13 protein-coding genes are annotated in these 13,474 nt (G+C 65.8%); 3 read left to right on the top strand and 10 right to left on the bottom strand.

Features of this window, described 5'->3' with window-relative positions:
• Positions 1–24: 24 nt before the first annotated feature.
• Both ABJO18_RS11745 and ABJO18_RS11740 read right to left on the bottom strand, forming a co-directional pair.
• Positions 25–1,080, bottom strand: coding sequence for an SMP-30/gluconolactonase/LRE family protein (locus ABJO18_RS11745; protein ID WP_348335930.1), 1,056 nt, complete (start codon positions 1,078–1,080; stop codon positions 25–27).
• A gap of 61 nt (positions 1,081–1,141) precedes the next feature.
• Positions 1,142–2,266 (bottom strand): class I SAM-dependent RNA methyltransferase, encoded by a 1,125-nt coding sequence (locus ABJO18_RS11740; protein ID WP_348335929.1) that lies wholly within the window; start codon positions 2,264–2,266, stop codon positions 1,142–1,144.
• Positions 2,267–2,508: 242 nt separating this feature from the next.
• Here ABJO18_RS11740 and egtB point away from each other — a divergent pair, with 242 nt between their 5' ends.
• Both egtB and egtD read left to right on the top strand, forming a co-directional pair.
• Positions 2,509–3,780 carry an ergothioneine biosynthesis protein EgtB gene (gene egtB / locus ABJO18_RS11735; RefSeq protein ID WP_348335928.1) on the top strand — a complete coding sequence of 424 codons (1,272 nt, stop codon included), beginning with the start codon at positions 2,509–2,511 and terminating at the stop codon, positions 3,778–3,780.
• A gap of 57 nt (positions 3,781–3,837) precedes the next feature.
• On the top strand, positions 3,838–4,749 hold the full coding sequence (gene egtD, locus ABJO18_RS11730; RefSeq protein WP_348515922.1) for an L-histidine N(alpha)-methyltransferase: 912 nt from the start codon (positions 3,838–3,840) through the stop codon (positions 4,747–4,749).
• 70 nt (positions 4,750–4,819) lie between these two features.
• On the opposite strand, the gene ABJO18_RS11725 is transcribed toward egtD, so the two are convergent.
• Positions 4,820–6,373 (bottom strand): amidohydrolase family protein, encoded by a 1,554-nt coding sequence (locus ABJO18_RS11725; protein WP_348335926.1) that lies wholly within the window; start codon positions 6,371–6,373, stop codon positions 4,820–4,822.
• 103 nt (positions 6,374–6,476) lie between these two features.
• On the opposite strand from ABJO18_RS11725, the gene ABJO18_RS11720 reads away from it, so the two are divergent.
• A complete protein-coding gene (locus tag ABJO18_RS11720; RefSeq protein ID WP_348335925.1) occupies positions 6,477–7,487 on the top strand; it encodes a helix-turn-helix domain-containing protein in 1,011 nt (336 codons plus the stop codon).
• Positions 7,488–7,757: 270 nt separating this feature from the next.
• Here the strand turns inward: ABJO18_RS11720 and ABJO18_RS11715 are convergent, their stop codons facing one another.
• The 7 genes from ABJO18_RS11715 to ABJO18_RS11685 all read right to left on the bottom strand — a co-directional run bounded on the left by ABJO18_RS11715 (position 7,758) and on the right by ABJO18_RS11685 (position 13,397).
• Entirely contained in the window at positions 7,758–8,534 is a 777-nt protein-coding gene (locus tag ABJO18_RS11715; protein ID WP_348515921.1) for a hypothetical protein, read from the bottom strand.
• A 10-nt stretch (positions 8,535–8,544) separates the two neighbouring features.
• Positions 8,545–9,669 carry a tyrosine-type recombinase/integrase gene (locus ABJO18_RS11710; RefSeq protein ID WP_348335923.1) on the bottom strand — a complete coding sequence of 375 codons (1,125 nt, stop codon included), beginning with the start codon at positions 9,667–9,669 and terminating at the stop codon, positions 8,545–8,547.
• A 210-nt stretch (positions 9,670–9,879) separates the two neighbouring features.
• A complete protein-coding gene (locus ABJO18_RS11705; protein ID WP_348335922.1) occupies positions 9,880–10,140 on the bottom strand; it encodes a hypothetical protein in 261 nt (86 codons plus the stop codon).
• The gene (locus ABJO18_RS11700; RefSeq protein ID WP_348335921.1) at positions 10,137–10,463 is read right to left on the bottom strand and encodes a hypothetical protein; all 327 of its coding nucleotides are present in this window, start codon (positions 10,461–10,463) and stop codon (positions 10,137–10,139) included. The genes ABJO18_RS11705 and ABJO18_RS11700 overlap by 4 nt, the downstream gene beginning before the upstream one ends.
• Positions 10,460–12,568, bottom strand: a complete 2,109-nt coding sequence (locus ABJO18_RS11695; RefSeq protein ID WP_348335920.1) for a ParB/RepB/Spo0J family partition protein — start codon at positions 12,566–12,568, stop codon at positions 10,460–10,462. The genes ABJO18_RS11700 and ABJO18_RS11695 overlap by 4 nt, the downstream gene beginning before the upstream one ends.
• A complete protein-coding gene (locus tag ABJO18_RS11690; RefSeq protein ID WP_348335919.1) occupies positions 12,565–13,035 on the bottom strand; it encodes a helix-turn-helix domain-containing protein in 471 nt (156 codons plus the stop codon). The genes ABJO18_RS11695 and ABJO18_RS11690 overlap by 4 nt, the downstream gene beginning before the upstream one ends.
• Positions 13,032–13,397 carry a hypothetical protein gene (locus tag ABJO18_RS11685; RefSeq protein WP_348335918.1) on the bottom strand — a complete coding sequence of 122 codons (366 nt, stop codon included), beginning with the start codon at positions 13,395–13,397 and terminating at the stop codon, positions 13,032–13,034. Before ABJO18_RS11685 ends, ABJO18_RS11690 begins: the two co-directional genes overlap by 4 nt.
• Between the last annotated feature and the right edge of the window lie 77 nt (positions 13,398–13,474).

Raw genomic sequence — 13,474 nt, 5'->3', positions numbered from 1 at the left:
TTGCCAGCGAGTCTTCTTGCAAGACTAGTCGGGTACACCCGGTACCGGAAACACCGTGATCCCGTCGCGTGCAAGCCCTGCTGTCCAGAGTTCGTCATTCCAGACGAGGGCGGTCGTGATGCCGTCGGCCCCGTCATCCGGACCGCGCAGCGCGAGCGCCGGGCGGCCGTCCGTGTCGATGGCGATGGCCATGGGCGGACGTGCGGGCAGGGGTGGCGGCCCGGCCAGCTGGATCCAGCGCCAGGCCAGGCGTTTGACGAAGGGGCGCGGATGCAGCGCCTCCAGGTCCATGGCGCGCGGCGAGGGCATGGCGGCCCAGACCAGCCCGCTCTCCGGGTCGAATTCCAGATTGTCCGGATAGCCCGGCAGGCCCTCGATCAGGACCGACATCTCGCCGGTATCCGGATCGAGTTGCCAGATGCGGCCGGTCCAGGTCTCGTTGAGATAGACGAGGCCCGTCTCCGGGTCGTGGTCGACACCATTGATGAAGCCGAGCCCGCCCGCGATCTCCGCATAGGCGCCGGACCCGGTGACCAGCAGGACCCGGCCGGTCTGGTCGCCCTCGAAGAAGGACGCCATGTGATCGCCATAGCCGTGACGCAACGAGGCGTCGGTCAGCACGATCCGCCCGTCTTCCAGCACGGTGAGATCGTCGGGAAAGACCAGCGGACCGTCCGGTGCGGGCGCGAGCCAGGTCTGCCAGCCGCCCTCCGTCTGGCGCAACAGGCCCAGCCGCGCATCGGCCACGAACAGGGTTCCGTCGGGCCCGAAGGCAAGGCCGAGCGGGCGCCCACCCGTTTCCGCCACCATTTCCCAGTCGCCTGACGGGCCGCGCGCCATGATCCGCCCGTCGGCGAGACTGGCATAGAGACGGCCGTCCGGACCGGGTTCCAGATCTTCCGCGCCATGCAGGTCCTCGCGCTCCTGGCGCAGGGGCGCCGTCTCGGTCTCGAACCGGGTGGCAAGTGCCGGATCGGGCAGGGGCGGCTCGAAATGCATGGCATTGAGCGAGCCAGGCCCCCAGGCGGCCAGGCCAAGTATGGCGGCCAGTATGGCTGCAATGATGATGACAAAGCGCATGCGCCCCTCCCGTTTTGCCGGAGAATATCCGCCAAGCCCGGGGGCAGGGAAGATGCGATGACTATTTAAGCGTGCCGGTCGTATAAAGACGCACCTTCAGTCCGCCATGATCGACCGGCCGGCCGGGCGGTCCGAAGGGCAGGCGTGTGGCGCGCGCCAGAGCGGGATCCGTCGTGATCAGGCCGACCCGCCAGCCGGAAAACCGGCTGCGCAGGACCTGGCCCAGCGTGCCGTGCAGGGTCACGAGCGCCGCCTTCTTGCCGATGCGGCCGCCATAGGGCGGATTGACGATCACCAGGCCGGGCGGGCCATCCGGGCGCTGCAGGTCGGCGACCGGGCATTGAGAGAAGTCCGTCCAGCCATCGACCCCGGCGCGCGCGGCGTTGGCCGTCGCCATACGGACTGCGCCGGGATCGCGATCGGAGCCGGAAAAGCGCAAGGCACCGGGAGGAGATGCCGCCGCCAGCACCTGCGACTTCATTGTGTCCCACGCCGCGGGGTCGAATGTCGCCAATTGCTCGAAAGCAAAGGCGCGCGAACGTCCGGCCGGCAGACCGGCCGCGATCTCGGCGGCCTCGATCACGAAAGTGCCCGAGCCGCACATCGGATCAAGCACGGGTTCGTGGCCGTCATAGCCGCATTCGCGCAGGAAAAGGGCAGCCAGGGTTTCGCGCATCGGCGCCTTGGCGACGGCTTCCTTCTGGCCGCGCCGGTGCAGGAGCTCGCCGGACGTGTCGACGCTGAGCGTGCAGACATTGTCCTCGATGCGCACCCGTACGCAGACCGGTGCGGTTTCCTCGACCGTCACGCCGAAGCTTTCGCGCAGCGCGGTTTCGACCCGCTGGGCCGCGGCGCCCGCATGATAGATTTTCGAGCGGCGGCAGCTGGCCTCGACGCGCACCGGCACGTCCTTGCGCAGGACCTGGCCCCAGTCGAACTTGCGCGACAGCTTGTCCAGCTGCGCGAGGTGGACGACCCGGAAGGCCCCGATGCGAGCCAGGACGCGGCTGGCGCCGCGCACCACAAGATTGGCCCGCCAGACATCCGGCCACCCGCCCTGCAGGATGACACCGCCCGGTGAGGCCGTGGCACCGGCAAAACCGTTTGCGTCCAGCTCGGCCGCGAGGGCGGTTTCCAGACCGGGGGCCGTTGCCAGGAAAATCTCGAAAGTCTCGTCCATGCTCATGTCTTCTGTTTAGCGGCGTTCGGGGGCGGGCGCGACGCTGCCGTGCGGTGGAAGCGGAACCGGAACCTCCTGACACCGTTGTGACCGGATAGACCGAACAAGGCCCGGTTTGCAGGAGGTTGCGGTTGCACGCCGCGACCTCACCTGTTTGTGTAGACCGATCCCGGCATCGCGGCCTGCAAGGGGTGGATATCCCTCCGGCGCTCCGCTATGCGGACGCAACGAGCGCGACGGAGCAGGCGATGGCACACGACATCTCCGAGACGATCGAAGACCGTATCCAGGCTCTCCGGCCAGGCAGTGGCGAGGCCGGTGAACCGGCCCGTTCTTCAAGCGCCGCCAGCGCGGTTGACCGGTTTGCCCGTGTGCGCGGCCGGACCGTCGCCCTTGCCGCGCCGTTGAGTGATGCCGATGCGACGGTCCAGTCGATGCCCGATGCCAGTCCGGCCAAATGGCATCTGGCGCATACGGGCTGGTTCTTCGAGGAATTCGTGATCGCCCCGGAGTGTGGCGAGACCGCGCGGTTCGACGCGGACTATGCCTTCCTGTTCAATTCCTATTACGACGCCGTCGGCGACCGGCATGCCCGGCCCCATCGTGGCATGCTGACCCGGCCGACGCTGGAGGCGGTGCTTGAGTATCGCCGGCATGTCGACCGGCACATGCACGCGCTCCTCTCGGCCGGCAATGCCCGTGCGCTCGCCATGCTGGAACTGGGCCTGGCCCATGAGGAACAGCACCAGGAACTTTTCCTGACGGACATACTCCACCTGTTTGCCCAGAATCCGCTGAAGCCGGCTTACGATGCGGATGCACCGCAGCCGCGGCCCGTCGCGGGCCAGGCGCAGTGGGTGGCGTTCGAGGGCGGGCTGGCCGCAATCGGCAGCGATCCGGACAGCTTCCACTATGATTGCGAAGGGCCGGTACACGAGGCAAGGCTCTACCCGTTCGAACTGGCCAGCCGCGTCGTGACCAATCGCGAGTGGCTCGAATTCATGGCCGATGGCGGCTATGCGCGCCCGGCCTTCTGGATGTCGGACGGTTTTGCGCAATGCCAGGCCGGGAGCTGGCAGGCGCCGCTCTACTGGGTCTCCACGCCAGATGGCTGGTACACGATGACCCTGTGCGGGGCGCAGCCGGTCGATCCGGATGCGCCGGTCTGTCATGTCTCCCACTATGAGGCCGACGCCTTTGCCCGCTGGGCCGGGGCGCGCCTGCCGACCGAACAGGAGTGGGAGCATGCCGCCCGCACGGCAAAGCCGGGCGCGCTGCACGGGCTTTACACGGATGTCTGGGAATGGACGTCCAGCGCCTTTGCGGCCTATCCCGGCTATCGCCCGCCGGACGGCGCGATCGGCGAATACAATGGCAAGTTCATGAGCGGCACGATGGTGCTGCGCGGTGCGTCCTGCGCCACCGCCGAGGGCCATGCGCGTCCCGGCTATCGCAATTTCTTTCACCCGGCGAAACGCTGGCAATTCTCGGGACTCCGGCTGGCCCGCGACACACGCTGACGCGGCCGGGCCATCCCGTCTTCCCTTTTCATCCAGACCACCCCAAGCGGAGAAATCATGCTGTACGATGTTCTCGAAGGCCTTTCCGGCCGCCAGAAAACGCTGCCCTCGCGCCTGCTCTACGATGCGCGCGGCTCGGACCTGTTCGAGGACATCACGGTGCTGCCGGAATACTATCCCACGCGCACCGAGAGAGCGATCCTGACCGAAGCGGCGCCCGACCTGTCGCGGCGGATCGGGGCAGGCGCGGTTCTGGTGGAATACGGTGCCGGGGCGTCGGTGAAGACGCGGATCCTGCTCGACGCCCTGGAGGCGCCGGCCGGCTATGTGCCGATCGACGTGTCCGACGACATGCTGGCCAAGACCAAACCGCTCCTGCAGCAGGATTATCCCGACCTGCCCATCCATCCCGTCGTCGGCAATTTCCTCGTGCCGCCGCCACTGCCCGACATCGATCCGCGGGCGCGCCGGGTCGGCTTCTTTCCCGGTTCCACCATCGGCAATCTTGACGATGCCGATATCGAGACCTTCCTGGCCGGTGCCGCCGAGGAGCTGGGACCGGACGGGCTTCTGGTACTCGGCGTCGATCTGAAAAAGAGCCCGGACATCCTGATCCCCGCCTATGACGATGCCCAGGGCGTGACCGCGGACTTCAACCGCAATCTTCTCGTGCGGATCAATCGCGAGCTGGGTGCCGATTTCAATCTCGATGCCTTCCGGCACGAGGCGCGCTGGAACGAGGCGGAGAGCCGGATGGAGATGCATCTCGTCAGCCTCGCCGACCAGAGCGTGACGATCGGCGGGCGGCGCTTCGATTTCGCGGCAGGCGAAACCATCCATACGGAAAACTCCCGCAAGTTCGACCAGGCGCAGATCGAGCGTCTGCTGGCCGCCAGCCCGTGGCAGATCAGCCATGACTATCGCGACAGCAAGGACCTGTTCTCGGTCCTGCTGCTGGAACGCAAATAGCGCAGGTGGCGCTCCCACCGGATCTGCCCTGATCCGCATGGGAGCGCGGCCTGTCTGCTCGTCTGAGCGGTCAGTCCGTGTTTTGTTGTCCGGTCTCCATGGCGCTCAGAAGCGCCCTGGGAAAGCGCTGGCCATCAAGGATGATCTCGACCAGCCCGTCATCGAACACGTCGAGGCTTTGCAGCGGATTGTGTTCGAGCACAAGGAGGTTGGCGCGCAGGCCCGGCTGGATACGTCCCACCTCGCCGGCCAGTCCGAAGCGCACGGCGTTGAGGATCGTCGCAGAGCGCAGGACGGCCAGCGGGCTCATGCCCATGGCCACCATCTGTTGCATTTCCCAATAGCCATTCAGACCGGGCGGGTTGGTCCAGGTCGGGCTCGAAGGGGTGTCGGACGCGAACAATCGCTCGATCCCACGCGCCTCGAGGCCCTCATTCAGGCGCACCAATCGTTCGAGTGCGCGGCGCGATGTCTCGGCAGGCTCCCCGGATGGGGCCTCGCCGAGAAAGTAGGCCACGATTTCGGGATGCTCCGCGATCCGGGTCTCCAGTTCTTCCTGGAACCAGCCGCCCTGCGGGCTGGCATACCAGGCCAGCAGACCTGCGGGCAGCGTGTGCGCCATGCTGTCCCCGGCCAGAAGTTCCGGCCGATAGAGATCGATTTCCCCGCCGATGACGCGCGTCGTGAGCTGGATGGATGCGCCGCGGGCAGCGAGGCGATCGAGGAGCGCGGCAATGCGGGCAGGCAGCGCGGTGCCCGCATCGGTGCCGGCGCCATTTTCGTCGTCCCAATGCCATAACCCGTGGGCGAGAACCGGAAAACCGGCAGCCTCGGCTGTTTCCCAGGACGCAAGGCTGTTGGCGTGGATCAACGGCACCAGCCCGGCGGTTTCGGCCGCCTCGACAGCGCGGCGCAGCGTCTGTGAATCCGCCGTGTTGAAGTCGAACAGCCCGGCAAATCCCGGCTCATGGTAGAGCTTGACGCAGATCGCGTCCGTATCGAAGCGGATACGCTCGATCACGGCCTCCGGCGTATGTGCCCCGGCATCGAAACCCGCGGGGAGGTGATCCAGACGGTCGGGGTCGACGATGTGGTAGGGATCGTCATAGCGCGCAGGGTCAGGATTGAAGGCCATGCCGTAGCCGTCGGTATAGGGCGCGCCCTGACAGGCTAAGAGCCAGGGTGCGGCCTCGCGAGCGTTCCAGCGCCGGACAGTGGCGTCATCCTGATTGAGGTCGATCAGCGTTGTGAAACCCCAATACAGATAGCTGCGCGGCTCCTGGTCGCGATAGGCCAGGACCAGATCGCGATGGGCTGCGATCTGGTCGCCGCGGATACCGGCAGAGCCATTGACGTGGACGTGGCTGTCAATGAGACCCGGCATCAGGAAGCGGCCTTCCAGGTCGACAATCTCCGCTCCGGCCGGGATGTCGGGAGCCTCGCCGACGGCACGGATGCGGCCATCCTCGACCACTACAGTCAGACCCTCACGAACCCGACCCGCTTCGACATCGACAATCCGCGCGTGAGTCAGCACCAAGGCTTGTGCCAGCGTTTCGGGAATACTCGCCGATGCCAGAAGCAAGGCGGTGGCGGTCATGGAAACAATAGATCTGGGAAACACGGGGAAACCTCCATTGGAAGGTCTGGCCTAGCAGCCGGCAGGCGCATGCCGCTTCCTGAAACGCGATCTTGGACACGCGCACCTGGCGCAGTAGAGCTAGGACATGGCGTGGCTGCTCCCCGTTTCGATTTCGCTTTCAGCGTTGATGGCGCTCTATCTGGCCTCCCTGACGGGGCAGAGACGGCTCGCCTATCTCTGGCTCGCGGCAGCGTTTGCGATCCTTGCGATCCTGCACCTGATGACCGGTCTGGTCGTGCAGGGACAGGCCGGGGCCTTGCAGGCAGCCCGGCCTGTGGTTGCCATGGGCTTTCCGCCATTGGTCTTTCTCCACGCGCGAGCCCTGGCGCACGCGGCGCGCCGGCCGGGCCTCGCCGACCTGTGGCATCTGACCGGGCCCGCCCTCGTGGCGGCTTGGCAGGTCTTCGGGATGCGCTGGGCGCCGGCCTATGGCTGGACGCTCGATCTGGCCGTGATGATCTCGACCCTGGCCTATGGCTGTGGCGTCTTTGCGCAGACCCGGCGCGATCTCCACCCGTCGGCCCGGCATTGGCTGCGAAACGTGACGTTGTGGCTGTTCGCCCTGGTCCTGATCGACATCGTCGTCGCGCTCGAACTGGCCGGCGACACGCCCTTGTCCGGTTCCATCAGCCTGCTGGCGGCGCTCATCGGCCTGATCGGTTTTCTCGGCTATTTCCTGTTTTCCAGCCTGCATAGGACCGGACCGATTGCCTGGATGGCCGCGCGGCTCCGCACACCGGTCTCCGATCTTGCCCAGCGTCTGGATACGCATATGCGCGAACGGGAGGTCTGGCGCGACCCGGAGCTGACGGTTGCCCGTCTGGCCCGGCAGATCGGTTCCCCGCAGCGAGCGGTATCGGAGACGATCAACGCGCATTGGCGCGTATCTGCCAGCCGATGGATCAATGAGTACCGCATTTCCGAGGCACAGGCGCTGATGGCAGGGAAACCGGACCGCCCGCTGGTCGAGCTCATGCTGGATTGCGGTTTTCAGACCCGGTCCAATTTCAACCGGGCTTTCAAGGAGATTGTCGGTGAGACGCCGTCGGCCTGGCGGCGCAACAACAAAAAAAACCACCCCGAAGGGCGGCCCTGATACTGGGACGATCGGTCCAGACGCTCGTGCGCGACGAAAGCCTGCATCGCCTCATGCTTGGCGACCACCACGGCCTCTGCGTGCCGCAGCTTTTATTGCGCTTTTGCCGCCATGAAAGGAGTGGCGGAGAGGATGGGATTCGAACCCACGATACGCTTTTGACGTATACTCCCTTAGCAGGGGAGGTCGGATGGTCTGGTCTGGTGGAAATTAACTAGAAATATCAAGGCATTCGCAGATCGTGTGGTGACATCCGTGAGAGGCTTCCCCTTATTCTTCCCCTTTGTTGGGGGGAGGCGCGGAGCCAAGGTGGGGGACTGGGCGCGGGAGCCGATATCGTTTCCATATGGCTTTGAAGCGGTCATTGCAGCAGCCCAGAACTTCGGCGGTGACCGCCATCGTGTCCTCGGCAATTGCGAACAGCTGATGGGCCGAAGCTCTGGCCTCTAAGGATAGCGGGTAGTGGGGGTGGCCTTGTGTCTCAGGTACAGCGAGCCCGATCTTCCGGCCATTCTCATAGGTAAAGTTTGCGCCTTCGTCTGTTGCGGCGAGGTATCTGTTTCGGGTCTGGCTGTAGTCTTCGAGATTATCTTCCAAGGCGACCCATCTCGCCCGCAGTTGGTGAAGGAGGTTGCAGAGGTCGGCTTCGTCACACCTGAGAAGGCTGGCGGTTTCGGTGTCGGTGAGACCTCGGGTTGGCTCTAGACCGGCAACAGATTGGATCATGCGCCACTGCTCGTGCTTGGGATATTGTTTGGCCTGTTCTTGCATCTGTTGCAGAGCGCCATGGACGGCGATGGCGTTGTTGCAGAGTTGGCGTGTAACAGACATTACGCCGAAGAGGCTTTCACTGAGCTTGCGCTTGTCGGCTCGGAGCTCAGTGTACCAGTTCGCGGCAATCACTATGCCGCCGCCCAGAAGCGTACTGAGTAGCGGAATCCCGGCATCGACAAAGAGCGCGAGCGTGCTTTCGTTATCGCCGGCGAGCGCGCGTCCCGCGGCCGCCAGCTGAACAAGGCGGTCCAACCCCTGAAAGTTCAGATCCACATCTTGCTCCTCAAATCCACGCCAAGCGCCGCGGGCCGATGAAATCCTCATCGGCGTTGCGCTTGCCCTGCAGGGTTAGCGGGTCGGGGAATTCCCAGCGGTGGGTTCGCACTTCATCGGCCAGGCCGGGCGAGGCAATCTTCGCGTAGCGTTCCGGCATGGCGGCCGTGGTCCAGCCGCCCTCATTGCGCAGGCGCAGGAGGTTGCGCTCGCAGGCGAAATGCCAGGTTGCCCAGGTATGCCGGGTGACGTGCGCGGTGAAGACGCGCGGATCCAGATCCATCTGCGGCAGGGTGCGGTCGAGGAAGGCCTTGAGCTGGCCGCCGCGATCGTCGCGATCGGCATAGGGCTGGCCGTCCTGCCGGCGGAAGAGCGGGCCGCGTTCGCCGATATTGGGCAGGCGGGACAGGGCCGCCTTGACGCGCGGCTGCAGCCAGACCACGCGCTCGGCATCGGTCTTGGTGTCACGCAGCACGGCATAGCCGTAATCCATGAAGAGATCGTCCCGGGCGTCGATCGACAGGGTCTCTCCCATGCGTGTGCCCTGGCCGACAAGGAAGGTGATCAGGGCGGCACGCCAGGGCGGCGGCGCGGCCTTTCGAAAGCGCGCATGCGGCATGGCCCGGCGGATCAACTCCTCCACCTGGGCCGGCCGGAAATAGACCAGGCGCGGTTTCGATTGCGGGGGCAGGGTGAGCAGGATCGGCTGGCCGTACTTGCGCGTGACGGCGCTGACGACGCTGTGAAACTGGCGCCGGCGGGTGGCCGGGGCGGCATTGGGGTAGGCGCGGACTGCGGCCGCATCCACGGTGGCCTGGTCGAGCGCGTCCAGATGGGTGTGCTCGATCTGGTCCAGGACCTTGTCGAGAAACCGGCCGGAGCCGCCGCATTTGAGATAGTGCGCGGCGGCATCGCCGAACGTCTTGCGGGTGGAGAAATCGCCCGTGAAATTCTGCTGGTTCAGCTGGGCTTCGAGTCGCGACTTGATCGCGAGCGCTGTCGCTTCGCAAGCAGTGCCCGTGCTTCGCTCCGGGAAGGGAACATTAACGGCGCGGCCGTCGACAAATCGGGTAACCGTACCGCGGATGTAGAAGTTTGGGGATTTGTTGAGGTTCTGGTGCAGTCGGAGCGGCATGTCGCAAGTCTCTGAAGTTCTTTCAGCTGGTCGGGCGTCATGCACACGTCCCGGCCGACGCGGGTGAAGGCGGCCCCGTGCCTGCGGATCATGTCGCGGATCACCCGTTCTGGATGCGCAACGCTAGTGTTACCCGTTTCATCGATCAGGCGGAAGACCCGGGCGATTTCGTGCAGCGTGTAGAGGGTTACGGGAGCGGCGGCCATGGCGTCACCCGGCCTCCCGGATCCGGCGGGCGGCTTCCAGCAGCTTGTTTCGCTCGCACAGGAAGAGGGTGCTGTCGGTCGCCATCTCTTCGCAGATCAGGGCGGCGCGCTCGGTTTGTAGATGCGGGCTGTCCGGGGCCGGTCGCACCTCGTGGTCGATTGCGATCACGAAACGCAGATCAATCGAATTGAAGTGATCCCATATGCGATCGATTGCTTTTGAGAAGGCGCGCTTCCGGCGCCAGGCGAGGGTCTGGGCGCTCATGCCATCTCTCCCGCATTCTGCCGCCATTGGCGTGCGGCGCGCTGCATCAACCGGCGGATGACGTCGAGCTTGTTGGTGCGCAGGCCGGCCGACTGTACCGCGGGCGCGTCCAGAAGCGTGCAGGCCGCGCCATAGAGCGGATTGTGTTCGGCCATCGATCCATAGCCGAAGGCGGTGCTGGCCACCCATTCGGCCACCTGGTCGGGACTGGCGGCATCCGGCACGATGACGCGGGCGGTCACCTCGACCACGTCGCCGCGCTCGAAGGTTTCGAACGGCCCGCGGATGCGGGTGGGGCGGGTAGTGTAGGGTTGCGGGTTCATGCCGCACCGCCTTTCCCGGCCAGCATGGCCGTGACCGATTTCTTGATCCTGGCGGGGCTGTCGAACGTCATTTCGGGCGGGCGCCAGCCGGGCTTGCGGCCGGTGTGTTCCATGATCCAGGCGATGGCCTCGGCCTTTTTCGCCGGCATGTCGGCGGCAGCCGCGCCGATGCCGCAGGCCCGGGCGATCTGGCGCAGCTGGGCAAGGGTGAAGGCGGCGAGATAGTCGGCCGTCAATTCGAATTCGGGCACAAGGTGGTCGACCCGCCTGGCCAGCTTGCGGGTGAAATCGTCACAGCCCGGCCCGGGATTATAGCCCGGCCACACGCCGGCCTGGGCGGCGATGAGGGCGGTGAACACCGCGGCCACATCGTCAAATTCGGCCTCCATCAACGTGTCGACGGCGGCCGCATAATTGGACAGCAGCACGGCCGGAACCTTGACCTTGAAGCCTTTCGGCTGGCCGTCCGGCGAGAGGGCGGCAATGCGTTCGGCGACCACGGCAAAGAGCGGCACCTCGCCATCATGGGAATTGCGCGTCGGCCGCTGGAACCAGCTGCCCGGCGCGTCATAGCCAACGCCCATATCCCGATCGATCAGGCCGGCGATGGTGAGCGCCATGGCCAGTTGCGGGCCGGCATCGGCCAGGCCCTGGCGCAGGCGGGCCGTGAGGTCGAGGCTGGCAGCCAGCCAGTTGCGCTTGGCAAAGGGCTGGATCGCCTCTTCCCTGACCTGGCCGCTGGCGGTTTCGGTGGTGGCCTTGATGGGCTGGGCGCCCGGCCCGCTGGTTTTCGGCTCGACGCGGCGCTCGTGGATGCGGCCGCACTCGAGCCAGAGCAGAGCGCCGCACTCGGCCGGCGCGGCCTCGGCCGGTGCGTCGTGCCATTGATGGCGCTTGTAGGGATCGTCGAGGATTTCCACAAAGGCGAAGCCTTCGGCCAGCAGCTCTTTACGCCGCCGCTTGATCCAGCCCATGGAGAGGGTGGTGACCAAAGCCGTGTCGAGCAGGATCGTCTCGCCGGTCTCCTGGTCTTCCATGGTGGGGCCGGAATAGTCGGCCACATCGAAGCGGGCCTCGGAAACGGGCAGGCCCTTCTGGCGCAGGCTCTTGGCGATCTGGTCGGCGGTCGACCATCCGTGATAGCCATACTCCATTGACGAAAGCGCGTTGCGCTGCATCTCGGCCGGTGCGGTGCAGATGGCGCGGGCCTGGGCGAGGGTGATGCGGCTGTCGGACAGCGCGGTCTGCAGCTCCGGATCCAGATTGCTGACCAGGTTGAAACGGATCTGCACCCACCGCTCGGTCTTGCCCATGGCGGCCGCCAATTCCTTGGTGGCCACACCTTCGGCGAGGCGTCGTTCATGCTTGATCTGGTCTTCGGTGAAACCCTTTTCGATGGGGTCGCCCTTGTAGATCTCGGACAGGACCTGTCCGACCCGCAATTCGCGGAAGGCGGCGATGCCGCGGGCTTCCTCCATGGGCGGGGGATCCTTGCGGTCGCGGTTCTCGGCGAGGGCGACCAGCAACAGATCCTTGTCGGAAAGATCCTGCACCAGCGCGCGCATGCCGAAATCGGCCGGCACATCGCCGCGCTCGATGAGGAGGCCGGTGGCGCGCCAGCGCCGCTCACCGGCGGCGATCTCGTATTCCCCCGGCTTGCCCGGGTGCGGGCGCAGCACGATGTTTTGAAGCAGGCCCTTTTCCGCGATCGAACCGGCGAGCTCGTCGAGTTCGGCCGCATCGAACGTCTTGCGCGGGTTCAGCGGCGAGGCGTGAATGAGATTGTGCGGGATGGCCTGCTCGCCGCCGTCTGCCGGCGCGGCGCCGGCAGGGGCGACCGGGCGTGTCTCGCCATTCCAGGCGGCCAGGATGGACCGGGCCTTGTCGCTGATCGTGAGCGGGCAGAGCGAGATCAGGCCGGTGTCGGCCATGCGCCGCGTCGAGCGTGTGACATTGGACGGGTCGCGCCCGAGGCGTTCGCCCATCTGGGTCCAGGGCAGGGCGGTTTCGCCCTGACCGTTGTCGGCCAGCTCGATCAGAAGGGCGATCAGCTGCGGATCGAAGAGACGGAAGGCCTCAGCCGAGGGTGTGGTCATGGCGTTCATTGCGCGGCTCCTTGAGGGCTGGCCGCGACGGGGGTCTGATCGAGGCGGATGCTGTCGGCCTCGACGCCGCAGACGCGGAAGGGGGACAGGGAGATGATGCCGGTCTCGGCCATGCGGCGGGCGGCATGGCGCACGGCCGTGTCGGACTTGCCCGTGCGGGAGACGGCTTCGGCATAATCGGGGAAATCCAGCCCGTCGGCGCGCTGGCGGTAGAGTTCCAGAAGCACGGGCAGATCGGCGGCGGAGACCAGGCGGCCGGGTTTGAGTTCCGGCGTGCTGCCCGCGGCCGCTTTCGAGCGTTTGCGGGCCGCGGCCCAGCGGTCGAGATCGTCGACATCATACATGATCTTGCTGCCGACCCGGAAGAAATTGGGGCCCGTGCCATCGTCGCGCATGCGCTTGAGCGTTGAAGCGGAAAACCCCATGCGCAGGGAGGCGGCATTGGTGTTGATGTACTGGGCGCTCATGACGGCTCGCCCCCGTCTTCATCCAGCGGGTCGCCATTGGCGTCGATCGGCACCAGATGGGCGAGGCGTTCGAAGTGAAGCTGGCCGGTGAAAGGCGCCGTGGTGAGCCGCACATTCGCTTCGCCGGTGGCGAAATCCATCGCCTCGATCCGGCCCTCGACCTCGCGCCGTTGCAGCAGGAAGGCAACGCGGCGGCCGACCACCAGATGGCCGGACAGGCGCGCGCGGCCCCCATCATTGGCGGCATCATTTGCGGCTGCCGAACGGCGTTCGGCGGCGTCCGGATGGAAGAGTGCCCGCACTGTCGGCGGCAGATCGCCGTCCTGCGGGCAGAATGCGGAAATATCGGGTTCGTTAGCCATGTGGCCCTCCGTGGTTCGGAGGGACCGTAATCACGAAAAATCGTAATGACAACTCAAAAATACGAAAAACCGTAATT

It is taken from the genome of Maricaulis sp., assembly GCF_039978735.1.
In the GTDB taxonomy this organism is placed as follows: Bacteria; Pseudomonadota; Alphaproteobacteria; order Caulobacterales; family Maricaulaceae; genus Maricaulis.
This window is presented reverse-complemented; position numbering and strand designations above follow the sequence as displayed.